Source organism: Coleofasciculus sp. G2-EDA-02 (assembly GCF_040226375.1).
Taxonomy (GTDB): Bacteria; Cyanobacteriota; Cyanobacteriia; order Cyanobacteriales; family Coleofasciculaceae; genus Coleofasciculus.
The window spans coordinates 1-22,819 of record NZ_JAVKEW010000034.1 but is presented as its reverse complement, the minus strand read 5'-3'; the positions used below and the strand labels follow the sequence as shown (position 1 = coordinate 22,819).

Annotated in this window: 19 protein-coding genes and 1 pseudogene; 4 read left to right on the top strand and 16 right to left on the bottom strand. The window is 45.8% G+C overall.

The genetic code is table 11. The annotated features are described in order from the left end of the window. Nucleotides 1-61: 61 nt before the first annotated feature. The 4 genes from RLO19_RS03585 to RLO19_RS03570 all read right to left on the bottom strand — a co-directional run bounded on the left by RLO19_RS03585 (nt 62) and on the right by RLO19_RS03570 (nt 4,308). Nucleotides 62-640, bottom strand: coding sequence for a chorismate--pyruvate lyase family protein (locus tag RLO19_RS03585; RefSeq protein ID WP_446353910.1), 579 nt, complete (start codon nt 638-640; stop codon nt 62-64). Between the two features lie 216 nt (nt 641-856). Further along, on the bottom strand, nt 857-1,717 hold the full coding sequence (locus RLO19_RS03580) for an SDR family oxidoreductase (RefSeq protein WP_446353908.1): 861 nt from the start codon (nt 1,715-1,717) through the stop codon (nt 857-859). A gap of 283 nt (nt 1,718-2,000) precedes the next feature. After that, entirely contained in the window at nt 2,001-3,029 is a 1,029-nt protein-coding gene (locus tag RLO19_RS03575) for a hemerythrin domain-containing protein (RefSeq protein WP_446353906.1), read from the bottom strand. 283 nt (nt 3,030-3,312) lie between these two features. Continuing rightward, nucleotides 3,313-4,308, bottom strand: coding sequence for an S-layer homology domain-containing protein (locus RLO19_RS03570; protein ID WP_446353904.1), 996 nt, complete (start codon nt 4,306-4,308; stop codon nt 3,313-3,315). A 135-nt stretch (nt 4,309-4,443) separates the two neighbouring features. Between RLO19_RS03570 and RLO19_RS03565 the strand changes: the two genes are divergently transcribed. Beyond that, entirely contained in the window at nt 4,444-4,812 is a 369-nt protein-coding gene (locus RLO19_RS03565; RefSeq protein ID WP_446353902.1) for a hypothetical protein, read from the top strand. Nucleotides 4,813-5,725: 913 nt separating this feature from the next. Beyond that, nucleotides 5,726-6,493, top strand: a complete 768-nt coding sequence (locus RLO19_RS03560) for a Uma2 family endonuclease (protein ID WP_446353900.1) — start codon at nt 5,726-5,728, stop codon at nt 6,491-6,493. Nucleotides 6,494-6,579: 86 nt separating this feature from the next. Here the strand turns inward: RLO19_RS03560 and RLO19_RS03555 are convergent, their stop codons facing one another. Beyond that, nucleotides 6,580-8,361, bottom strand: coding sequence for an N-acetylmuramoyl-L-alanine amidase (locus RLO19_RS03555; RefSeq protein ID WP_446353898.1), 1,782 nt, complete (start codon nt 8,359-8,361; stop codon nt 6,580-6,582). 210 nt (nt 8,362-8,571) lie between these two features. Further along, nucleotides 8,572-9,117, bottom strand: coding sequence for a pyridoxamine 5'-phosphate oxidase family protein (locus RLO19_RS03550; RefSeq protein WP_446353896.1), 546 nt, complete (start codon nt 9,115-9,117; stop codon nt 8,572-8,574). A 541-nt stretch (nt 9,118-9,658) separates the two neighbouring features. On the opposite strand from RLO19_RS03550, the gene RLO19_RS03545 reads away from it, so the two are divergent. Together RLO19_RS03545 and RLO19_RS03540 are read left to right on the top strand one after the other, a co-directional pair. Then, on the top strand, nt 9,659-11,323 hold the full coding sequence (locus RLO19_RS03545; protein WP_446353894.1) for a CTP synthase: 1,665 nt from the start codon (nt 9,659-9,661) through the stop codon (nt 11,321-11,323). 87 nt (nt 11,324-11,410) lie between these two features. After that, nucleotides 11,411-11,827 carry a hypothetical protein gene (locus RLO19_RS03540; RefSeq protein ID WP_446338594.1) on the top strand — a complete coding sequence of 139 codons (417 nt, stop codon included), beginning with the start codon at nt 11,411-11,413 and terminating at the stop codon, nt 11,825-11,827. Between the two features lie 107 nt (nt 11,828-11,934). Here the strand turns inward: RLO19_RS03540 and rppB are convergent. The 10 genes and pseudogenes from rppB to RLO19_RS03490 all read right to left on the bottom strand — a co-directional run. Next, nucleotides 11,935-13,014: pseudogene (gene rppB, locus RLO19_RS03535) on the bottom strand (two-component system sensor histidine kinase RppB); the annotation flags it as partial. A 47-nt stretch (nt 13,015-13,061) separates the two neighbouring features. Continuing rightward, a complete protein-coding gene (locus tag RLO19_RS03530; RefSeq protein WP_446353892.1) occupies nt 13,062-14,321 on the bottom strand; it encodes an RNA-guided endonuclease InsQ/TnpB family protein in 1,260 nt (419 codons plus the stop codon). Between the two features lie 166 nt (nt 14,322-14,487). After that, nucleotides 14,488-15,102 (bottom strand): two-component system response regulator RppA, encoded by a 615-nt coding sequence (rppA, locus tag RLO19_RS03525; protein ID WP_446353890.1) that lies wholly within the window; start codon nt 15,100-15,102, stop codon nt 14,488-14,490. Between the two features lie 172 nt (nt 15,103-15,274). Further along, a complete protein-coding gene (locus RLO19_RS03520; RefSeq protein ID WP_446353888.1) occupies nt 15,275-15,787 on the bottom strand; it encodes a DUF3368 domain-containing protein in 513 nt (170 codons plus the stop codon). Next, a complete protein-coding gene (locus RLO19_RS03515) occupies nt 15,780-16,034 on the bottom strand; it encodes a UPF0175 family protein (RefSeq protein WP_446353886.1) in 255 nt (84 codons plus the stop codon). The genes RLO19_RS03520 and RLO19_RS03515 overlap by 8 nt, the downstream gene beginning before the upstream one ends. A gap of 335 nt (nt 16,035-16,369) precedes the next feature. Continuing rightward, nucleotides 16,370-19,534: an efflux RND transporter permease subunit gene (locus tag RLO19_RS03510; RefSeq protein ID WP_446353884.1), complete on the bottom strand. Its 3,165-nt coding sequence runs from the start codon at nt 19,532-19,534 to the stop codon at nt 16,370-16,372. 6 nt (nt 19,535-19,540) lie between these two features. Beyond that, nucleotides 19,541-20,230, bottom strand: coding sequence for a cobalt transporter (locus tag RLO19_RS03505; RefSeq protein WP_446353882.1), 690 nt, complete (start codon nt 20,228-20,230; stop codon nt 19,541-19,543). 180 nt (nt 20,231-20,410) lie between these two features. Next, nucleotides 20,411-20,596 carry a hypothetical protein gene (locus RLO19_RS03500; protein WP_446353880.1) on the bottom strand — a complete coding sequence of 62 codons (186 nt, stop codon included), beginning with the start codon at nt 20,594-20,596 and terminating at the stop codon, nt 20,411-20,413. Nucleotides 20,597-20,605: 9 nt separating this feature from the next. Further along, on the bottom strand, nt 20,606-21,496 hold the full coding sequence (locus tag RLO19_RS03495) for an Rpn family recombination-promoting nuclease/putative transposase (RefSeq protein ID WP_446353878.1): 891 nt from the start codon (nt 21,494-21,496) through the stop codon (nt 20,606-20,608). Nucleotides 21,497-21,536: 40 nt separating this feature from the next. Next, nucleotides 21,537-22,433, bottom strand: coding sequence for an ROK family protein (locus RLO19_RS03490; RefSeq protein ID WP_446353876.1), 897 nt, complete (start codon nt 22,431-22,433; stop codon nt 21,537-21,539). Nucleotides 22,434-22,819 lie beyond the last annotated feature (386 nt).

The following is a 22,819-nucleotide window of genomic DNA, read 5'->3' as shown; positions in this document are numbered from 1 at the left end:
CGTTAGCCCGCGAAGGCGGGCTTTGTTTGTGTAGCAGCGACTTCCAGTCGCCATAGCTTCGTCAGCTATTGAGGAAATAACGTTCAGGAAACTTTTCTGTAATCATCATTACAGGTTTACCATTAGAAAATACGCGATAGGTACGGGAGAGGAGATTGTCATTCGGCTCAATAGTAAAATACTCCGCTAAACTATGAGCCGGTTCTTTCGCTGAATCCAAAATTTCTTTGAAGGTTTCCACCCTTTGCTCTAACCAAATCTTACCAATTGGGGTTTTGGTTTTAAATAATTCATGTCTAAAATTATCATCAAGGCGTTCGGGAACCAGGATTGATTCCGCGTAAATATAGTTTTTGCGACTAATGCGCCCTTGGAGTAATATACGTCTATCAATTACTTCTGTCCCTTCAGCTAATTCCATAGCTGGAAGCGATTCGGGAATGGGGATAAGATTTTGGGAGATTTTGAAAACCTGTATCTGTTCAAATAGATAGGCTTCCAGAATATCGGTTAATGTACCATCGGTGGTTAGTAAAATTCTCTGAAACGTACTTAATGTAGCAGGATTGATATGATGACGCTCTAGAGACTCTTGTAAGTCGTCTCGCATTAGGTGTTCGTTCGCTATCAGTCGGCTCATGGTGTCTGAACTCCTATTTCCCCTATCCACTTGGTTGAATAAAAAACGCTCAAACCGAGGTCTGGTACATAGTTAGAGTTTTATTAATCTCAAACTTTACATTTATTTACAACTACAATAAATAAATGTAGCACTCTTACGACGATTTGACCACCTGAGCATAATTGATGTAGAGACGCGCCATGGCGCGTCTCTACATTTAGCCTACACCCAGTCTCATGCACCAACAACCACACCACCGTTCGGATGCAGCACTTGACCCGCCATATAAGACGCATCTTGAGAAGCTAAGAAAACGAAACTCGGTGCAACCTCCTTGGGTTGTCCTGGACGCTTCATCGGAACTTGTTTACCAAACGTTTCGACTTGCTCACCAGGAAACGCATCAGGAATAAACGGTGTCCAGATGGGACCTGGCGCTACACCATTTACGCGGATGCCTTTCTCAATTAAAGGTTGGGAAATGGAGCGAGTAAAGGCAAGAATAGCGCCTTTTGTCGCAGAATAACTGAGCAGAGACGAGTTACCTTTATAGGCATTAATTGAAGTCGTGTTAATCACAGAACTCCCTGGCTCAAGGTGAGGCAAAGCCGCCTTAGTGAAATAGAACATTGAGAAGATATTTGTCGCAAATGTGCTACCTAATCGGGCTGAGTCAATTTCCTCAATGCTCTCTTCTAGATATTGCTCCGCCGCATTGTTGACTAGGATATCCAGCTTACCAAATTCATCAACTGTTTTCTGAACCGCTTCTTGGCAGAACTTTTCGTTGCGAATATCGCCAGGAATTAATAAACAACGACGACCATAGGATTCTACGGCTTCTTTTGTTTCTTGAGCATCTCCATGCTCGTCTAAGTAAACAATCGCAACATCGGCTCCTTCCTTAGCGTAGAAAACCGCAACAGAACGACCAATCCCACTATCTCCGCCAGTAATCAAGGCTACTTTATCCAGTAACTTGTCACTGCCTTTATAGTTGGGATCATCATATTCAGGCTTTGGCGTCATTTCTGACTCTAAAGCCGGTTTTCTCTCTTGGGTTTGAGGGGGAATTTTATCGGGTGTAATTGTCATGTTATAGCGCTCCTGTTCGTAGTAGGCACTTTAGTGCATTAAAGGGTTTTGCTGTTCATTTGTCGGTGAGTTAGGGCGGGTTTTGCTGTTCACTTATCGGTGAGTTAGGGCGGGTTTTGCTGTTCACTTATCGGTGAGTTAGGGCGGGTTTTGCTGTTCACTTATCGGTGAGTTAGGGCGGGTTTTGCTGTTCATTTATCGGTGAGTTAGCTGAATTTAGTCCCTAAACCCGCCCCTACATTAGTCCCTAAACCCGCCCCTACATTAGTCCCTAAACCCGCCCCTACATTTGGTTTTGCAATTTCTTTTTGGATTCCTTAAATTGAGTTGCCATTTGTTCTCGTTGCTCTGGGGAAAGATTCTTGCGAATAGAAGCAAACATAGTGCTTTCTTCTTGACGAGTGTGATCGCCAATCATGTCTTTCACCTGCTTGAGTTTGGACTTAAACTCGGAGGAAGTCGGATCTAGCTCTTTCATCTCATTCAGAGTCGTTTTTAACTCCTCATGTTCATCATAGAGTTCCTGAGTATCATCCTCGCCATAAAATGAACGAACTTGAGGATAGACCGTTTCTTTTTCTGCTTCGGCGTGAACAATTACATCCTTGTAGAGCTGTCCAAAAAACTCCTGAATGCGCTGCGGATTATTGGTTGCCTTAATTTCACTAATTAAGGTTTTCGCTTTTTGGTGATCCATGAAAATGATATCCATGATATCCATATCAGACCTGTCAGAAGCCTGAGTCACAGCACTACCAATCACACCCGTCATCGCAGCTACTGCATCCTGAACTCGTCCCCAAAGCCCTTGATCAGGTTCTTCACCCGTTAACTCTTGAGTGCCTAAATATTCCAATATTCCCTTAAGTCTTTCCTGATGAGCCCGGTTTTCAAAGTTAACCGAATTTAGGGGCGAAAGTGCTTCCTCGACATCCGCACCAGCGATTTGAGCTGCCTTATGAACCACAAGTCCGGACATGACTTGTCCATGTTTCAGGAGTTCATGCTGAGCCAGTTTCTCATAAAGGCTGAGTTCAGAACTTTTCATCATTTCCTGAGCCTGTTCAATCATTTTTTGAACTTTCTCTTTTGGCTCAGATTGAATTCCATACTGAGTGATGGTTGTTTCCAGAACTTCCAGGTTGTTCTGGTCATCCTCCAACATGTCTTCTAAGCGACCAAAAATCTCGTTGTTTTTGCATTCCTTTATAAATTGCTGTTCATTAGCAATAATTAAATTTTGAATTGCCCGCATATCGGCAAGCTTTTCAGCAATGGCAGAGCGCTTAGCATCAGTAAGGGTAGCAACCATTCTCTTGTGTTCTCCTATTTACGAGTTGTTTATTAAGTGAGTCGCTTGATTTTAAGGATTCACTCGCTATTCAGATTAATTGGCTTATTTCAGAGTAGCTCTATGGCTAATAATGATTAATCTATCTGAGGGTAGACTGTTGGCTAATTCAAGGGTCAATTGTTTAGCAGAATGTTGGAGGAGGATAATCCGTCAATTTAGGTAAAGTACGTCTATCGGCATAGGTCAAATTACCAGAGAAAAGCTAGGTAGAAGAGATAGGCTGAAACGTTATTTATGGCAGTTAAGCTCTTTTTTGGGAAACCACCACAGCTTGATGAAGCATAGCCGCAAGTTCAGCACGGGTAGCCGGTTTATTTGGATTGAGCAAATCGCCTTGAGGATAGCCAGTGACTAAACCTGCTTTGATCGCCGCTGCGACGTTGGCGATCGCATAGTTGGGTATTTGATCGCTATCTTGGTACTGTTGTAAGGTTTTAGTGGGTTCGGATGGGGGTTTAAGGTTCAGGGCTTTAGCCAAAACCACTAATGCTTCTGCACGGGTAATCGGTTGGTTGGGACGAAATTTATCATCCGGATATCCAATGATTATTCCCGCTTTAGCCACCTCCTCAATCGCCTCAGCGCCCCAGTAATTGGGGGGTAAATCTTTAAACGCGATTGCCTCCCGCACTGCGCTCCGCGCGATCGCACGCCGCTTTGGTTTTGGCTCAAATCCCTGCTGTAGCATAGCGGCTAACTCTCCACGAGTGGCAAATCGCTGCGGTTTAAATTCACCCTGGGGAAAGCCCACCACAATATCTCGCTTCGCCAAAGCTGCGATTGCAACGTGCGCCCAAAATTCATCGGGTACATCAGAAAATTCCACCGAGGGAGTAGGTGTTGGGGTTACGGTTGGCGTTACAGGTGGGGATGGAGTTTTCTCCGGCGCTCCAGGTGCTGGAGCAGCTTGCATTCTCCCTTGCACCCCTGCAACCCGACTCCCCTGCACCTCAGCTTCCCGACGAGGTGTTGTCTCAGAAGTGGATAATTCAGGAGTCGTCGGTGTGGGTTTAGTCGGCTCTGGAGATTCCGGTGTTGAGTCAGGTTGAGGTGAGGGCGGGGAAAACCCCAAGTCTTGCAGAATCTGATCTTTATGTTCTCTATCTATCGCCCAATAGAAAATACCGCCAATTGTTGTCAATGTCACAATAATCGCAATCCACTCATCTAAATTAAGAGGAGATGGGGGTTCTGGCGCAGAGGGAGGGGACATAGCGATCGCGTAACATAGGAACATATAAACTCTTACAGAAGATTAGCGATCGCGTCTGGATAATTCACAAGGGAAATCCTGGAACTTTACCCTGAGACAGGTGATAGACACTATGTCTAAGTCTTAACCTGATAGTAGTTGTGAATATTGGAACCTGATATGAAAGATATTTCTGACAAAACGATTAAATTGGCACAGAAACATGGCAAGCAGCTTGAGGAGCAGGGTAAACGTCTAGAGAAGTTGGGGAAATCTTTTAAAGAGAGAGGTAACCCAGAACATGGAAAGTCTCTAGAAGAGTACAGCCAAACCATACAGCAGGAAGCGAAAGCTTTAATTGAAGAAGCTGAAAAGTCTGATCAAAAGCACGGTGAAGCCTCTAATCAAGCTTATGAAGCCGCCGTGAACCATCATGTAAAAGCCACTAATGCACAGACAGAAGCCATCACTGAGCAAATAAAGATTAATCAAGATTATCTGAACAAATCTCAGAAGATGACTAAAAAATCCCAGGAATCTCAAAATTAAGGGACTCGTGTGTCAGTTGGTAATAGCAGTTAGTGATCGAGAATAAGTAGAGACGTTCCGGCGGAACGTCTCCATAAAGTAATAATTCATACTGTCTGTAAAAACTTGGTTGATCAGTTAGTTCAGTGTTGAAGTTATAAAAAACCCGCTTCAGCTTTAAGTGTTAGTGAGAAGCTTTCTAACTCTCAAAAAAATGTGTCTATTTTTCCAAGCTTTTACCCCCCAATAGAGTATCGTGCAGCCCAGTATTACTTGAGAAATCCACTTGAGCCACTGTATGTGAAGTCCCATTTGAGAAAGTCCCAACACTAAAGCGTCGTCACAAAAACTGAGGAGTAAAAGTGATGACTGGCTCAAAAAACGAACCATTGGATTTTCTAGGTTATTCTCCATTATAAAAATTTAATAGTTTGATTATTCAAGCGGAAGTTAATGATTGTAATTTCAAAAAACCAATAAATCAGACAATCACTAAACTTAGACTAACAATTAAGTTGTCTGGCTGCTGACCCTCTGGAGTTAGATTAAACTCATTCGAGGGATAGAAATTTGCGGGTGAAGCCACATCTACCCTTGCCATCTAGAGGTCTAGCAAAACCTCTGTTTAAAACCACTCGAACTAATCATTTAGTGTCATCAGTCTTTTTTGAGGTGGGTGTGACTGAAAAAGTCAAAAATAAGTTATTACCGATAACGGGATTCTACCAGAACCTTTTGCCTTAGACTCTTGGGTTTGAATGATTTTCATCCGGCTCAATCAAATAATTCCCACTGTTTGGCTCTATTGAACATTCTGGAACCACTGTGTCACCCCATCTGCGATCGCACGGGCTAATCTCTGTTGTTGCGGCTTTGTAATCTATTAAAATTTTAATCTAAAATAGGGCTTACAGATGGAGGGAGATGATACCTGATGACGACGGTTGCAACTCAGCCTAAAATTACCTGGGAGAAGCTACCCGATGATTTTCCCTTACCCGATGATCCTGTGGATAATATTGATCAGCCGACATTAGCCGCCGCACTCAGCGACAGTTTAGAACAAACCGGGCGATTGCAAGACAATACATTAGTCGCTACGAATTACGGTGTCTGCGCCCGGTTAGAGGGTAAGTTTGTGGTTAAAGCTCCCGATTGGATGTATGTACCTCGGATTGAGGTATCCCTAGGAAACGTGCGTCGCAGTTATACGCCACACCTGCAAGGGGATATTCCAGGAATTGTAATTGAATTTCTTTCCGATACAGAAGGAAATGAATATTCGAGCAAGCCGACTTATCCTCCAGGGAAATGGTATTTTTATGAGCAAGTGTTGCGAGTCCCCCAGTATGGAATTTTTGAACCTCAAGAAGGTGTGCTGGAAATGTATCAGCTCAATGATGCTGGACATTATGTCTTGCAGTCGCCACAAGAGAACCGCTATTGGATAGAAGCACTCGGCTTATTTTTGGGTGTGTGGGAAGGAAGGAAGGGAAACCGTCAGGGGTATTGGTTGCGGTGGTGGGATGAATCTGGGCAACTTTTACCTTGGGGGGTAGAATTGGTTGAGCAGGAACGACAACGGGCTGAGCAGGAACGACAATGGGCTGAACAAGAACGACAACGGGCTGAACAAGAACAGCAACGAGTTCAAGCCTTGATCGCACAGTTACGAGCGGCTGGAATTGAGCCAGAGGCGTAAGTGCAGCTACCAAATTAGTAGAGACGTAGCAGGCTACGTCTCTATGGTGACATCCTCCTACATTCAAATAATTCCCACGTTTGGTTCTATTGAACATTGTGGAACCACTCCGTCACTCCATCCGCGATCGCACGGGCTAATCTCTGTTGTTGCTGCGGATTAGTAATCCACTCAAATTCCTCCGGATTAATCATAAATCCCAGTTCTAATAACACCGATGGCGCGGTATGAGGGCGAGTGAGTGCTAGATTATTCCAAAACACCCCATAAGCAGGACGATCTAACTGGTTCACCAGATAATTCTGCAAAAATACCGCCAAATTATGGGCTTGGGGATGATACCAAAACATCCCAACCCCTTTAGTATTCATCGCGTCACCTGCATCAGGGAGGGCGTTGTAATGAATTGAAAGCGCGATCGCAGGTTTAATCTGATTAATCATATTCACGCGATCGCCCAACGACACCGCCTGATCCGCTTCCCTTGTCATATATACCGTTGCACCCTTTTGGCGAAGTTGATCTCGCAGTAACTTCGACACAATCAAATTCACATCTTTCTCCGGATAACCTGTAGGTCCCCTCGCCCCTAATTCCGCCCCCCCATGTCCTGGATCTAAGAGAATTTTAATTCCCGTTAGGGGTTGTAAAGCGTTTTCAGGGATAAATTCTACGTTTTGAGTGCGAACAGTTGGCGGATGACGTAACGTCAGGATGAGATTGCTTCCTTCATATCTCAGGTCATAACCCCATTGTTGGTCAGATTTCAAGTTAAAGGTATAGTTTACCTGAGTTGGTGTAATTTGTTGCCAATCTAAGCGTTTAATCAAGGGGTCATCATCCAAGCGGATCACATCAGTTTGGGCGGTTGTGTTATGCAGCGTTAGCGTAAACGTGCGATCGCCTTGCTGAACACTCATCGGTACAGGTGTACTTAAAGGAAATACTACTTCTGTCGCCCCGGTAATCTGACGAGCGCGGATACTACGAATCATGGCTGTCGGGGGAACAGTATTGGGAACGATACGCACCTCTTCGGCTTTAATCCACGCCCCATAATCCAGACGCACCCACTCCCCTTCCCGCCCCGTAATCGTCGCCCTGACGCCTTTGGGTAAGGGAGTGAGGCGAGAATAGGTGGTACTAGGTCCGGTTCGCGCTACACCTGCATCCACGATTACCTCAGCCACCTCTAATTCAACGGGGTTGATAATTGAAATCTGTCCGGGTGCAGCTTGACTTATGGTTTTCCCATTCAAGGTTAGCTGATATTGGGGTTGTCCTAAATTTGCCGCGATTTCTGCGGTTGCACATCCCTGATAGTAACCCGTCGTCGATTGAATACCAACCTGATTTTGAGCAATTAATCCGGCTGAATTTGGCGGTAACTGGATATTCTGGAATTGAGCCATCAACGGAATGGCTTGATTTGCCAGGTTCACTGTAACTGTAGCATTCGGCGGCGCGATCGCACTAAAACATAATAGTTCTCCGGGTAATCGGGCAATATCGACGTTTGGGGTTAGGGAATCCTTGGCAAAGGTTAACCCGGTTGGCACCTTTGGGGTAGGGTCAACACGAGTTATATTAATCTGAATTGTCTGGTTTTGATAGCGCAAAGTAAAGCTATTTTTGCCCAATTCCAAGGGAAAACTCGGCGCAAAATGTCCAGCCTGACTGCGGGGGATAACTTGACCATTGACCCGCACGTCTCCTGATGGTGGTGCTGTTCCAATTAAGAAAATTTGCTCAGCCGTGGTTTGATGATTGGCAGAAGGATAGGCAACAAAAAGCGGTTGTTCTGCCCAAGCTCCAGATGTAACAATTGATGCCAATATAGCTAATCCTAAGATGGTTTTATATGTCATTTGTCATTTGTCATTTATTCAGTAATTCATCATTTAGACAGGGCGGGTTTAGTGACATTAGTGTGGGCAAAAAACGATAGTAGTGAAACCCGCCCCTACACATAAAACTCTTTTCTCGTCATTGATCATTTACCTACCCCAGTTCCCCCTGCTCCCTCTGCTCCCCCAGCTCCCTCTGCTTCCCCATCTCTCCACACCCTGCCTACTTTTTCAATCGGATAAAAGATGAGTTGGTAATCCATCAATGCTTTTGAGGTTTTTCGCCTGCCAATATTCATAAATTCCCTGTTCTCCCTTGTTATCTGCCCATTCAACCAGGGTTTCTCGTTCACCCATAAATTCATATATTGGAACACCATAGCCACAGGAAGTTTGCGCTGATTCAATACCCAAAACTATAATTTGCCGTTGTCCTGGCAGGGGATTAAAGTAGGTATAAAAGGTTTCCCATTCTGGATCAGTGGGGCGAATGACCCGCCCTTGACCGTAAAGGCGTAGAATTAGAGGCGTATCGGTAAAGCTGCAAAACATGATAGTCAGCCTACCATCATCCTGCAAATGAGCCGCCGTTTCATTGCCACTGCCCGTTAAATCCAGATAAGCGATGATTTTCGGATCAAGACAGCGAAACGTGTCCATACCTTTGGGGGATAAATTAATCCTTCCCTGTCGCGGTGCTGTCGCGGTAAAGAAAATCTGTTGTTTTTGGATGAAGTTTTGTAAAGGTTCTGTGAGTTCTGAATAAAATTTTGCCATTGTACTCTTTATAGATAAAGAAAAATAAACTTTTGCAAATGTAAGCGGACAATTTGTTAACTTGCCCGTAAGAAGCCATAGCCAGTCGTCTAGCGTGGAAAGAGTGGTGAGCGTTGAGTTGGGAAGGTGATGGGGGTTTTGGCATTGTCAGCTATAGCTCATGGTGCTTAAGCAGAAAAGAAGGACTAAAAAAGCGTCAGGCTTTCGTGGTGAACATTCCAGACGGAAGCGGATGTTGAACGTAAAGGATAAAAGCATCGCCAAAAACCAATCAGGCATAGTACAGACGAGTCGTAAATGGGGACAATAGAGAAAGGATTTTCCAGAGGAGACGGGTGGCGTCTCAAATCAGGGGAAGCAAGTTTCATGGGTGTGGGTGTACGCAGTTGGCGGAAGATAAATTCAATAACCACCTCAGGGGAAGATTACTCTTATGAGTGATTGAGGGCATCCTGCTCTAGCTCTCCTCGAAACAATCTTAAAAGACTGTGGCACAATTAACGGGGTGCATCTTGAAAAGTCTGGCGTACTTAAAAATTCTATGGCTAAATTTGTCTTTGTAACGGGTGGGGTTGTATCTAGCATCGGTAAGGGTATCGTTGCTGCTAGCTTAGGACGATTGCTCAAATCACGGGACTATTCGGTGTCGATTCTTAAGCTAGACCCCTATATTAACGTCGATCCGGGAACCATGAGTCCCTTTCAACATGGGGAAGTTTTTGTCACAGCAGATGGGGCGGAAACGGATTTAGACTTGGGACATTATGAGCGCTTTACAGATACGCTGATGTCCCGCCTCAATAGTGTCACCACTGGATCAATCTATCAGGCGGTTCTGAATAAAGAGCGTCGCGGCGACTATATGGGGGGAACGGTGCAGGTGATTCCCCATATTACCAATGAGATTAAGGCACGGATTCATCGGGTGGCTCAAAATACTAATCCGGATGTGGTGATTACGGAAATTGGCGGCACAGTCGGGGATATTGAATCATTACCATTTTTGGAAGCAATTCGTCAATTCCGTAAGGATGTGGGGCGCAATAATGTGCTGTATATGCACGTTACTCTCCTACCGTGGATTCCTTCTGCGGGTGAAATGAAAACCAAACCGACTCAGCATTCGGTGAAAGAACTGCGTTCTATTGGTATTCAGCCTGATATTTTAGTCTGTCGGTGCGATCGCCCTCTGCAACCGGGGATTAAAGAGAAACTCTCGGAGTTCTGCGATGTGCCTGTGGAATCCGTGATTACTTCTCCCGATGCTAATAGTATTTACGAAGTCCCCCTGATTTTAGAACAAGAAGGACTGGCAAACCAAACTCTAGATCTATTGCGAATCCCGCAACGGGAACCGGATTTAAGCCAATGGCAAACCCTGGTGGAACGAATGCATAGCCCAATCCATAAGGTGGAAATTGCCATTGTCGGCAAGTATATCCGCTTGAGTGATGCTTATCTATCCGTTGTCGAAGGATTACGCCACGCCGCGATCGCATTGGGGAGCGAATTCAACCTACGTTGGGTGAGTTCGGAGGATATTGAAACCGAGGGCGCCGCAGACTTTTTAGCCGGAGTCAACGGTATCATTGTTCCGGGAGGTTTTGGTATCCGAGGCGTAGATGGCAAAATTGCGGCGATTGAATATGCCCGTACCCATAAAATTCCCTTCTTCGGTTTATGCTTAGGAATGCAATGTTCTGTAATTGAATGGGCGCAAAATATTGCCCTGCTTGAGGATGCTCATAGTGCGGAGTTTTTACCCAATGCTCGTAATCCAGTGATTAACTTGTTACCTGAACAGCAGGATGTTGTGGACTTAGGCGGTACGATGCGCTTAGGTATGTGTCCTTGTCGGATTCTGCCGAATACCTTGGCAGCATCACTCTATGGGGAAGAGGTTATTTATGAACGTCACCGACATCGCTATGAATTTAATAATGCCTATCGTAACCTGCTTTTAGACACAGGTTACATGATTAGCGGGACATCTCCCGATGGTCGCTTAGTGGAAATCATTGAATACCCCGATCATCCCTTCTTCCTAGCCACTCAGTTTCACCCAGAGTTTAGCTCTCGACCGAGTGCGCCCCACCCCTTGTTTAAAGGATTTGTACAAGCTGCCATAGAACAATGCCAGGGTGAGGTTTCAAGTCCCCCAACTGATGCTCCCATTCTCCAGCAATCCCCAGTGCAGGTATCGTGACCTAGAGGTTTGAATTTTGAGTTATGAGGCGAGCCAAAATTATCTATAACTCATAACTCAAAGCTCGCAATGGCTTGAGGAGGTTTTGTGGCGTACTGGATAAAAATTGATTACGAACGCAGCAATTATGTGATTGATCTCGATCGCATCAGTGCGTTTGCCTGCGCTCCCAACGGCAAAATTATTTTCTGGTTGCCGAATAGTGCCCACCAGATTATCATTAATCAACACAGTGACCCTGAGGGGTATCATCAAGTTTTGGAGTATATTAAACAAGTCTCAGCTCATTCCCTAGCCGGATCTTGGATTCAAGTTAGATATGAACGCAGTGACTATGTAATTGATCTCAACCGCATCAGTAGCTTTTCTCATGCGGCGAGTGGCAAGTTAACTTTTTGGTTACCTGATAGTTCAATTCCGATTATTATTAATGAGCAAACTGATCCAGATAGTTATCAAAAAATTCTTGATTATATTAAACGTAAAACGGGTTATATTGTTTGAATTGACAATGGATAATGAACAATGGATAATGACCTCTCCTTAAAAGAAGAGGATTGAAATTAAGGAAAATCTTTAACGAAGAGGTCTTAGACCCAATTAATCAATTGTCAATTATCAATTATTAATTGTCCATTGATAAAGGGCGGGGTAACTGCCAAGGGTAATCGAACCGTGAATGTACTGCCAACCCCTAGTTTGCTGTCTACTTGCAAGCTACCGTGGTGTGCTATAGCGATCGCCTTAGCAATTGCCAGCCCTAATCCTGAGCCTCCTGTGTGACGAGAGCGATCGCGATTCACTCGATAGAAGCGATCAAAAATGTGGGCTTGTTCTGTCGGTGCAATGCCAATCCCGGTATCGGTTACTTTAATCACAGCCGTGTGATCGCTTTTCTCTAAACTCACGTTAATGCTATTGCCTGCTGGGGTGTAGCGAATGGCATTATCAATCAAGTTAGAGACTAATCGATACAACTGGGGTTCATTTCCCTGCACGTAAATTAATGGCTTGGGAATATCACAAGTTAATTGAATGTCAGAACCTGTGGCTAGTTCCAAAAACTCTTCTGATAAATCGCTAATCAAATCATTTAAACAACAGGGTTGAAACCTATCGGATAATGACTGTTGTTCTAGGCTGGTAAGTTGAAGTAAATCAGCGATTAAATGACTTAACCGTCGTCCCTGTCGCTCGATCTGACGTAACATTGTGTGAGTGTCTTGGGGATTTGAAAAGGGAACCCGTAGAATGGCTTCAACAGTCGCTAACAGGCTAGCCAAGGGTGTCCGTAATTCGTGGGCAGCATCAGCGGTGAATTGTTGCTGCTGTCGATAGGATTGGTATATCGGTTGCATCGCCAATCCAGAGAGCCACCAACTGGAGGCTAGAACTAATCCCAGAACCAGGGGTAGCCAACTGACTAAAATCCGTTCAATACGAACCTTTTCGGCGTCTAGAGGGGCTAAAGTGCGTCCAATTTGTAAATACCCCCAAGATGAGCGCTGAGTTTCCGGGTTGGGGTTGGCATCAGCACTGTGTAGCATAATCGTAAATTGGCGATAGCGGATACCCTGAGTTGTGGAAATCGTTTGCCATGGCTCTGGATTGAAGGTTGGGGATAGATTCGGGGGTTGATTGGGTGAAAAGGCGAGAAGTTTGCCCTGGTGATTAAATAGGCGAATATAGTGACATCCTCCCGCACCAAATCAAAGATTATGGTGCAGGCTTCCCCAAATCACTTTGAGGATTTCCTGGTTACTCCCTTACGGGATTTCAACACTTGCCTAGATTGGCTTTCACCAATCCCCGGTAGATCGTCTGCACAGGCAGTTTCCATTCCCGATAGTCCATCGGTACTAATTGATTCTATCCCTCGGTTTCTGATGACTTGACCACTGGCAACATCCCTATCGGTTTTATAGCCACAGTGAGGGCACTCATGCACCCGAATACTCAGGTCTTTTTTGACCTCACCCTTACACTCAGGACACTCCTGGGAAGTCCCTCTAGCATCAACAACAGCAAAGAATTTCCCACGCTTCCAACACACATATTGAGTGATGGTGCGAAATTGACCAAAACCGCCATCCAACATCTGTTTCCCAAGGAACCCTTTAGCGGTGATCCGGTAATCCAGGTCTTCCATGAAAACCATATCACCCGTGTCGCAAAGGGCGTGAGCTTGCTTAAAATGGAAATCCTTTCTAGTGTTGTCAATGTAGTGGTGAAGTCGAGCTACTTTGATCCTGGCTTTTTCGTAATTTTTAGACCGCTTTGTTTTCCTGGACAGCCTACGTTGCAGCAATTTCAGCTTGCTTTGTAGTGTCTTGAAAAACTTAGGCGGTTTGACAATAGTACCCTCGCTGGTAGCCAGAAATTTATCCAGTCCCACGTCTATCCCAATTGGATGTCCATGAGGCTTAGGAGCAGGAACGCTAACATCACATTGAATATTGATAGATGCATACCATCGGTCGGCTTTCCGAATGATTCGTACTTGCTTAACCGTGAACCCAGATGGAATGGGTCGGTGCAGGTTGATAGGAATTGCCCCAAGTTTGGGTAGCTTAATATGCAAATCGGTTAAAGGGTTTTCCTTAAACTGAGGAAACAGTAGCGATTTAAACTGCCCCACCTTTTTAAATCGGGGAAAGCCAAACCCACGAGACTTAAAGTAATCCCAGGCTCTATGCAATTGCTTAATCGCTTGCTGAAGGACTTGGGAGGGAACCTCTTTTAACTTGGGGAATTCCTTCTTAGCTTTAGGCAAGTTGTTAAGCTGTTGAACCTCGCCAGGAAACTTAGCATCGGCTGGAATGATGTACTCTTTCTCTAGAGAGCATCTATCAATCAAGCATTTACGACTATTGCACCAATCCTTTATCTCCCCCAATGCATAGTTATATGCACGACGACCGATTTCCATCCACTCAATTAACCGTTCCTCTTGAGTGACATCTGGATAGATTCGGTAGCGATAGTTAAATGTCAGCATACCCTGTATTATACAGCATTTACTGGCTAGTCTTGTACTGTTAACTGTTAATTTAGGTAACGTTGAGTCACCTAAATTAACTTGGGGGAGTTGTGTATCCCAACGCTGACCCTGAGCGGAGTCGAAGGGTACAGCGTGGGTCTTACAACTCCCCCAAACCCCCCTGTTAAGATAAACGTGTATGTGCCGCTACGACGTTACTCATGGGTTCGGCGTCTAGATCCCAAAGCTGATGGCGCAGCTTGCTACCGGGAATGATGCGATCGCGATTTTGCATCAGGTAGGTGAGAATCTGAAATTCTTTGGTAGTTAACGAAATTGTCTCAACGGATTGGTCAATTCGGCAAACCTGGAGGGTGCTGTTGGCAGGATCGAGGGTGAACCCACCCACGCTTAAAGTTTGGGGGTGTAGCTGGGGTGAGCGCCGCTGCAAAGCGCGTAATCGTGCCAGTAATTCGTCCATGACAAAGGGTTTGACTAAATAATCATCGGCTCCAGCATCCAACCCCGCCACTCGTTTATCGGGTTGACTCAGGGCAGTGAGCATGAGTACAGGTAAGGCATTGTTTCGCGATCGCAACCGCTGACATAACTCTAACCCCGATAGTCCCGGTAGTAACCAGTCTAAAACGGCTACGGTGTAATCCGTCCACTGATACTCCAGGTAACTCCACGCCAGAGTACCATCTTGTACCCAATCCACCACATATTTCTCACTGACTAAGACTCGCTTAATTGCTGCGCCTAAATCCAGTTCATCTTCAACTAACAGAATTCGCATAGGGAGAATGCTTAGATAATCTCAACAAGAAACGGAAACAAAAGGAAACCGAAACGAACCGCATCCACTCAACCTGATAGTAAAAGTGCGATCGCCAAACTCTGGATTTATTTTGTCCCAGTTGATTTAGGACGTTAGTTTTAGCCTACTCCATAATAAATAATCTAAATGCTCATTCCTCAGATACAGGGTTTTCCCCAGATTGTTCTAAAGCAAACTTAATCACCGTTGGACTTAATCGAATCCCTCGGTTGAGCATTTGAGATATCGCTTGCTGCATTGAAAAAATGAAGCCTTCCCGCTTGGCACGGAGTAAAATCCCAATAGAACCTGTCAGTGAAAGTCCACTTAATCTGGCAATTCGTCTACCTGCCACTTCATCAATACAGACAGTTTGAATGTTTTCATTCATAGCTAACTGAATCACGGCGGCTTCGCCTCTATCGAGGGAATTGAGCAGAAGGGGAGAAATTGTCAAGCAGGTTTGTTGTTTTTGCAGCCAGGTTGCTGCTTCAAATTCCGCTACAGCAAACCCACTTGAACCACCTGCCATAATTTCTTGACAGACTTCCAAGGGAACCAATACCTGAGTGTAGAGAGATTGCAACATCGTTAAATCCCCTAAGGCAGCAACAAGGGCGATTAAGGGGGAAGTATTGATTACAATCCTCTGGGTTTCAGGCATTATCCAAATCCGATAATAGTTCTGCTTCGGTGAGGTCAATCATTGGCACACCATAACGATTTAAGTTAAGCAGGAATGAAACTCTATCCGTGCCAATTAATGCGGCTGCCATTCCCGATGATAGGCGTTTCATCTCAAAAAGTTTCACTGCCATTGCCCATTTTGCCTCTTGTTCAAACTGTTCTCTAGTTTGTTGTAAGGCATCGGGAAAGGTTTCTGGGTAGGTGATTGTGAGTTGATGTGACATTGTGTTTTTAGTCGGTGGGGACAATTAAAGTGAACGGTGGGGAACTTCAGTTTAAGATAACCCGCGTGCGATCGCGGTTTTTTCGTAGGGGCGCAAGGCTTGCGCCCTCACGCCTAAGGCTTGCGCCCTCACGCCTGTACCTTACCCGGTTACCCCTGTAAAGAGCGCACACCTGGGAAGCGTCGGGGAATCCTTGGGTAATCCTTGAGGAATCCTTGGGGAATCGTTGGGGAATCGTTGGGGAATGGGCGCACGCCGTGCGCCCCTACAGACGGATTAATGAACGGATGGAGACGGATTATTGAACGGATGGAAACCCCAATCTAGTAAAAGCTCTACAACAGTGAATCTACCGATGATTGCGGTGTGGTATTCACCGGAAAACTCGTCTTAACCACCTTGTTTTTTTGTTTGGGTATCAACCGCTTGCCAAATTTGGCATAAAGTGCAGGAATCACCAATAATGTCAAGGCTGTAGAGGTAAACAAACCTCCTAAAACCACAATTGCTAACGGTTGTAAAATCTCATTTCCAGCGCCACTCGCGATCGCTAACGGTAGCATCCCCAATGCAGAAGTGAGTGCTGTCATCAAGATGGCGTTTACTCGTTCTAGAGAACCGTTGACAATTACATCTTTAAGGTACATTCCCTGAGCAAACTTGTTGTTGTAATTATCTACCAGTAACAAACCATTGCGAACAGCAACACCAAACAGGGTGATAAAGCCAATCAGAGATGCCACCGAAATCACACCGCCAGTCAGCGCGATCGAGACAATGCCTCCCACTAATGCCAAGGGTAAGTTAATCATGATCGCGAGCGTAGCAGGAAGGGATTTAACCGAAAAGAACATCAACACGGTAATGACGATCGCCGCCAGAATACTATACACCAGCAGGTTATTAGTAGCCCGTTCCTCCGACTCAAACTGTCCGCCGTACTGGATAAAATAGCCATTAGGCAACTGTACGTTTTGGCGAATTTGAGCTTGAATATCACCAACAACACTGCCCAAATCCCGTTCAGCAACGTTAGCGGAAACAACAATTAAGCGGGAAACATCTTCCCGATTCACCACATTCGCGCCCATGCCGTAATCTACTTTAGCCACGGTACTCAGGGGGATGGTTTCTCCCGTGGGAGTGGAGAGGGGAATCCCACCAATCGCATCTAAACTATTACGCGCCTTTTCTGTCAGTGAGACGGAGATATCAATAAGCTGTTGGTTTTCTGCTACCTGGGACACCACTCGACCATTCAGAGCCGTTTCTACCACCTCTGACAATTGTTCCATACTCAATCCATACGTCGCCGCCGCCGCCCGATCATATTGGATTTGCACCTGACGTATGGGCAGTTGGGGTTCAAGCTGCAAATCTACAACCCCAGGAATCGGATCGATAACATCGCGCACCTGTTCACCAATCTGGCGGAGTTCGATCAAATCCGGACCAAAGATTTTTATCGCGATCGCACTTCTAACTCCAGAGAGTACCTCATCCATGCGGTGGGAGATAAATCCGCCAATATTAGGGGCGACACCGGGCAGCTTCAGGAAGGCTTCACGCAGTTGTTTAACGCTGGCTTCCCGGTCTTTTAGCGCCCGATCACTCAGTTCCACATCAACGTGTGCCATACTCACTCCAGCCCCATCAGCATCCCCAGGAGCGCGTCCTGCCCGTACCTGCACCCATTCATACAGGGGATTGTCCTTAAGGGAATTGTACAGCACCATCCCTGCCCGATTCGTCATATCTAGCGAAACACCCGGAAATAACACCATCGAGTTAACCATCGATTTTTCCTGGAATTCCGGCAGAAACACCCGCCCTAGGGAAGGAACGATCGCACAAGCCGCCACTAAAGCCGCCAGTGCCACGCTTAAAATAATTTGGGGCGATCGCAACGAAACATTCAACAACGGGCGATAGAGCCGTTCTGCCCATCGGGACACAAACGTGCCTTCCTGGGGCAAGGTTTGATTTGCCAGCAAAATCGCACAAAGGGCAGGAGAAAGGGTCATAGCCACCAGCGTAGAAGCTGCGATTGACAGCAAATATGCCAACCCCATCGGCGCAAAAATACGTCCCTCCACGCCAGTCAAACTAAAAATCGGTGCGAATACCACAATGATGATCACGGTGGAAAAAATTACCGCCAACCGTACTGCGACAGAGGTGTCATAGACAACTTGAAAGGGATGCTTAGGATTACCCTGGGCTTGATTCGTGCGGAGTCCACGATAGCAGTTTTCCATGTCCACAATGGCATCATCCACAACGGAGCCAATGGCAACCACTAATCCACCCAATGTCATCGTATTGATGCCCAAGCCAAAGGCTTTCATCAAGAGTAACCCAACCAACAAAGATAGGGGAATCGCACTCAGCGTAATCACCGCCGTGCGCCAATTCATCAAAAACAGCAGCATGATCACCGATACAATGATGATGCCTTGAATCAGTGAACCACTGACATTGCGAATCGCCGCATCAATGAAGTTAGACTGGCGAAAGGTTCGTGCCACTTGTACATCAGCAGGAAAGGTTGGCTGTAACGATCGCATCACGGCTTCCACCGCTTTAGTGACGGTGGGAGTATCCACATCAGGCTGTTTATTAATCATCAGCACCACCGCAGGCTGCCCATTAAAACTGGCATCCCCGCGCTTCAAGGCTGCCCCGGTTTTGACCTCTGCCACATCTTGGAGCAGAATGGGTTGACCATCCTGCACCTTCACCACAGATTGCTGCAAGTCTTCAATGGATTGGATCTGCCCAATGCCGCGCACCAGCAGTTCTTGACCCCCACCAATCAGGAAACCACCAGGAGCATTGGAATTCGCGCCGCTTGCGGCATTGGTGACTTCGGTGAGAGAGACATTACGCGATCGCAGTTTTGCCGGATCGACCAGCACTTGTTCTTGGCGTTCATCTCCCCCATAAATGGTAACTTGAGAGACACCCGGTACTGACAGAATCTGATTGCTGAGGGTGACTTCCACCAGTCGGCGCAGTTCCATCAGCGAGGTTTCCCCCTGCCCGTTTACAGTAAAGGCATACTGCAAAATTGTACCCAACGGGGATACCAGTGGCGAAATTTCTGGCGGATGCGTGCCTTCTGGAAGCTGATTCGTGACTTGCTGGAGCCGTTCTGTTACCGATTGCCGCGCTTTGTAAATATCAGCATCTTGGTCAAAGACTACCTGCACCATCGATAGCCCTACCTTAGAAGACGATCGCACCGTCGTCACTCCGGGTAAGCCATTCACCGCACTTTCAATGGGTACAGTAATTTGCGTTTCCACCTCCTCTGGAGCCAATCCCGTTGCTTCAGTTTGAATATCGACTTGAGGCGGTGCAAATTCAGGAAACACATCTAGGGGCATCTGGGTGATACTAACAACACCCCACAAGGTAATCACAATGGCACCCATAACGATGAACCACCGATGAGCGATCGCGTTTTTGAGCGTCTGATTCAGAATCGTGTTAAACATTTTAGATTAGAAGCCCCCTCTTTTGTCAGAAAAGACATTCTTTTTCTTACGATTGCCCCCTATAAAAGCGATCGCACCAACTAACACCACGGCTCCGCCACCAACAGCAGCTAAAATCTTCATCGGAAATCCACCCTCTTGCGGTGCGACTTCCCCAGGTTTTTGGGTCATATTACCAGCAGCATCGTGGCTATGAGGGATTCCTTGGGCATCTACCTGAGCATGAGCTGCATCGGTTTTAGGAGATGCGATCGCATCGGGGTTAGTCGCTGAATCAGCCGTTTTGGTTTTGCGAGATTCGGCATAAAGTGACAAACCACCTTGGGTGACGAGCTTCTCCCCAACCGACAATCCTGCGGTGACTTCGATCAGTTCGCCCTGAGTTGCACCTGTGGTAATTTCAACTGGCTCATAAAAATTCTCATACTGCACAAAGACGAGCTGCTTGCCATCAGCATCCACCAATGCCGTGATAGGAACCATCACCCCTGCTCCACCCTCAGCGGATTGAGTGATCGGTGTGACAACAATGCCCAACATCTGATCAGTTTCAGCATTCACCTGTACTCGTTCCACACCCCCTGTAGCTTGAAACTCATCCCCATGTCCGACATGGGAAAAAGCCACATTAGGCATAGACAGCAGCAGGGTGGTAATCAGGACAGATTCTAGTAAGGCTTTGTGCCGATAACGCATGGTTCACTCGCTCTGGGTTTACGGAAATCTTCCCCAGTCTACCAAAGGACAGATGAAATTCAGGTGAAACTGAAGTTTAGACTAATTCTGCTTTCTTGATAAGAACGGAAAACAATGTACCTCACGAACTTGAAACGCGCTGTATCTGTTGCCGTAGATAAATTGAAACCCGAAGTATGGCTATTGTTCATTGATTTTGTCATTTGCACTTTGATACCAAATCCGGGGAACGCTACCCCCGTTATAAACCAGTCCGCGCAGGCGGACGAAAGTTTGTGTAGCAGCGATTTCAATCGCCGTGGCAAAAGGGGGTAATAAAGGCGGATTTGGTATGATTTGGAGTGATGAGGAGTTAGCTAGTCTCATCTAAAGTCGCTACAGTTTCTCAATTTCTTGTATAGTCAATCCTGTTCCTTCTGCAATTGTGTCAAGATCAACCCCTCTTTGTTTTAATGTTCTGGCTATGTTAATCTTTTCCTGCTGTTTCCCTTGCTCTATTCCCTCCTTGAGTCCCTCTTCTAAACCCTCTAATCTTCCCTCTGATCGCGAACCTTGTAGCATGCTGATTTCATAGCGTCGATTTTCCATAAATCTCAGGTAGTTGGCTCTTTCTTCTTCACTCAAGCTATCGATGAGTAAATTTTCCTTCGCTTCCGCTAAACCTTGGGCGGTAAATTCATCTTTGATTTGGCTCTTTTTCAAAAAATATATCCATTCATCTAGGGTAGTTTTCGCGACATCATTAAAGTTATTTACTTTAATTACATAATACTCCGGAAAAATCTCATATACGTCTTGGATATTAAACAGGTTCTGCTGGTTTATTGATAGTCCTAAACGGTCTTCTAGGTGCAAACCCCGAAAATCTAATATTCCTTTATAAATATAATCATTCCCCTGTCCCAGAGAAAAGTAGACGACGTTCACTGAATAGACTTTTTTGACGTTACCGTAAGGTTCTCCTTTTTCCAGGAAGTCGGTAATTAATCTGGCTGTGCCGTAGAGCATCCGATGAAAATAATCTTGCTCTGTATTGTTTTGCACTTCAATGAGAATCAATTCACCCTGGTCATTTTCCGCGAGAATATCGACTCGACTTAACTTTTCATCCTCGGTTTGTTGATTGCTTTCACTTTCGAGTATTGATTGAATATTGATGGGTTTCCCCAATAACTCGCTCAAGAAACCTGCCAAAACGACATAATTCGCTTTGTTTCTCAGTAATTTTTTAATCGCCCAATCAAATCTGATGTGTGTTTGGGGCATAACGGCATCGATAGGAACGTTTACTTGATCTAATAATTAATCATAGTTCATCATTTCTCATTTGTAAGGCTAATTTAGCAGCCCCGACCATTCCCGCTTGATTCCCTAGAGTAGCCGTGAGTAACTGTAAACCTGTACGAGAACTGGGTAACACTCGACGTTCAATTTCTGCCCAGGCTGCTGGCAAGAAAAAATTGGCACTGGCACTAACTCCACCGCCAATAATAATCGCTTCTGGAGTGAGGACATAAATCAAACTCGCCAATCCTGCGCCTAAATCCCGTCCGTAATATTTCCAGAAATTTAACGCCTCCAGATTGCCTCCGTTTGCCAAACGACCCAGTTCAGCCGGTTCTTTTCCGATACGGCGGCGAATCGCACCAATGGATAAATATTGTTCCAAAGATCCTTGATTGCCACTATTACAAGCAGGACCTTCTGGATTTAACGTGATTAACCCCAACTCCCCGGCTGCGCCTTGGGAACCGACAAAGAGTTTCCCATCGAGAATAATCGCCCCACCAACACCAGTACCCAATGTGAGCATAATCAGATGGCGAAATGGACGTCCTGCACCTAACCAAGCTTCACCTAAACCCGCACAATTGGCATCATTGGCGATAATCGTCGGGCAACCTGTTTTGGCTTCTAACCAATCGGCTAGGGGAATATCGTGCCAATTGTTGAGGTTAATCGCCACTCTAGCAATCCTTCCGGCGGCATCCGCAGGTCCTGGAGTACCCACACCAATAGCAATAACGCTATGGTTAGGATTAAGTTGTGCGATCGCGTCTGCCATTACCTCAACCACAGCTTTGGGGGTTGAGGGTTGAGGTGTCGCCACAGTTAAAGATTGGACGCAAGTGCCATCTTTCTGGAAGCGCCCCAGCTTAATCGCCGTTCCGCCTAAGTCAATACCAATTACGTCATTTGTCATTTGTCAGGGAACCGGGAATAGGCTACATTAAACCATACTAATCACCTATACTAAAAAAGCTGGTATAATAGCTAGCTTTGAAAAGTTAGATTGAATTTACCTGTGAATAGGTTTTCTTTTACTTGTCTACCTTCCCCTCCTTATTGATGTAGAGACGTTGCATGCAACGTCTCTACAATAGTGGTCCCTCTAGCTAATTACTGGTTTTGTGTGCTAATCCATTCCAGAATTTGATCAACCTTCTGTTTTGACATCCTCCCCCGGCTAAAGAGCGCGGGGGATTCCTCACCACGCCACCTTTTTAGGGGTGGTCGCTGATTGGGGTTGACGCTTCGCTGAAGGTTGCCTCCAAATGAGGTCTTACACCCTCTCCACGTCCGTTTATA

Coding starts and splice junctions, on each gene's coding strand:
- RLO19_RS03585 (WP_446353910.1), bottom strand. CDS start 640: ATGAGCCGACTGATAGCGAACGAACACCTAATGCGAGACGACTTACAA.
- RLO19_RS03580 (WP_446353908.1), bottom strand. CDS start 1,717: ATGACAATTACACCCGATAAAATTCCCCCTCAAACCCAAGAGAGAAAA.
- RLO19_RS03575 (WP_446353906.1), bottom strand. CDS start 3,029: ATGGTTGCTACCCTTACTGATGCTAAGCGCTCTGCCATTGCTGAAAAG.
- RLO19_RS03570 (WP_446353904.1), bottom strand. CDS start 4,308: ATGTTCCTATGTTACGCGATCGCTATGTCCCCTCCCTCTGCGCCAGAA.
- RLO19_RS03565 (WP_446353902.1), top strand. CDS start 4,444: ATGAAAGATATTTCTGACAAAACGATTAAATTGGCACAGAAACATGGC.
- RLO19_RS03560 (WP_446353900.1), top strand. CDS start 5,726: ATGACGACGGTTGCAACTCAGCCTAAAATTACCTGGGAGAAGCTACCC.
- RLO19_RS03555 (WP_446353898.1), bottom strand. CDS start 8,361: ATGACATATAAAACCATCTTAGGATTAGCTATATTGGCATCAATTGTT.
- RLO19_RS03550 (WP_446353896.1), bottom strand. CDS start 9,117: ATGGCAAAATTTTATTCAGAACTCACAGAACCTTTACAAAACTTCATC.
- RLO19_RS03545 (WP_446353894.1), top strand. CDS start 9,659: ATGGCTAAATTTGTCTTTGTAACGGGTGGGGTTGTATCTAGCATCGGT.
- RLO19_RS03530 (WP_446353892.1), bottom strand. CDS start 14,321: ATGCTGACATTTAACTATCGCTACCGAATCTATCCAGATGTCACTCAA.
- rppA (WP_446353890.1), bottom strand. CDS start 15,102: ATGCGAATTCTGTTAGTTGAAGATGAACTGGATTTAGGCGCAGCAATT.
- RLO19_RS03520 (WP_446353888.1), bottom strand. CDS start 15,787: ATGCCTGAAACCCAGAGGATTGTAATCAATACTTCCCCCTTAATCGCC.
- RLO19_RS03515 (WP_446353886.1), bottom strand. CDS start 16,034: ATGTCACATCAACTCACAATCACCTACCCAGAAACCTTTCCCGATGCC.
- RLO19_RS03510 (WP_446353884.1), bottom strand. CDS start 19,534: ATGTTTAACACGATTCTGAATCAGACGCTCAAAAACGCGATCGCTCAT.
- RLO19_RS03505 (WP_446353882.1), bottom strand. CDS start 20,230: ATGCGTTATCGGCACAAAGCCTTACTAGAATCTGTCCTGATTACCACC.
- RLO19_RS03500 (WP_446353880.1), bottom strand. CDS start 20,596: ATGAGACTAGCTAACTCCTCATCACTCCAAATCATACCAAATCCGCCT.
- RLO19_RS03495 (WP_446353878.1), bottom strand. CDS start 21,496: ATGCCCCAAACACACATCAGATTTGATTGGGCGATTAAAAAATTACTG.
- RLO19_RS03490 (WP_446353876.1), bottom strand. CDS start 22,433: ATGACAAATGACGTAATTGGTATTGACTTAGGCGGAACGGCGATTAAG.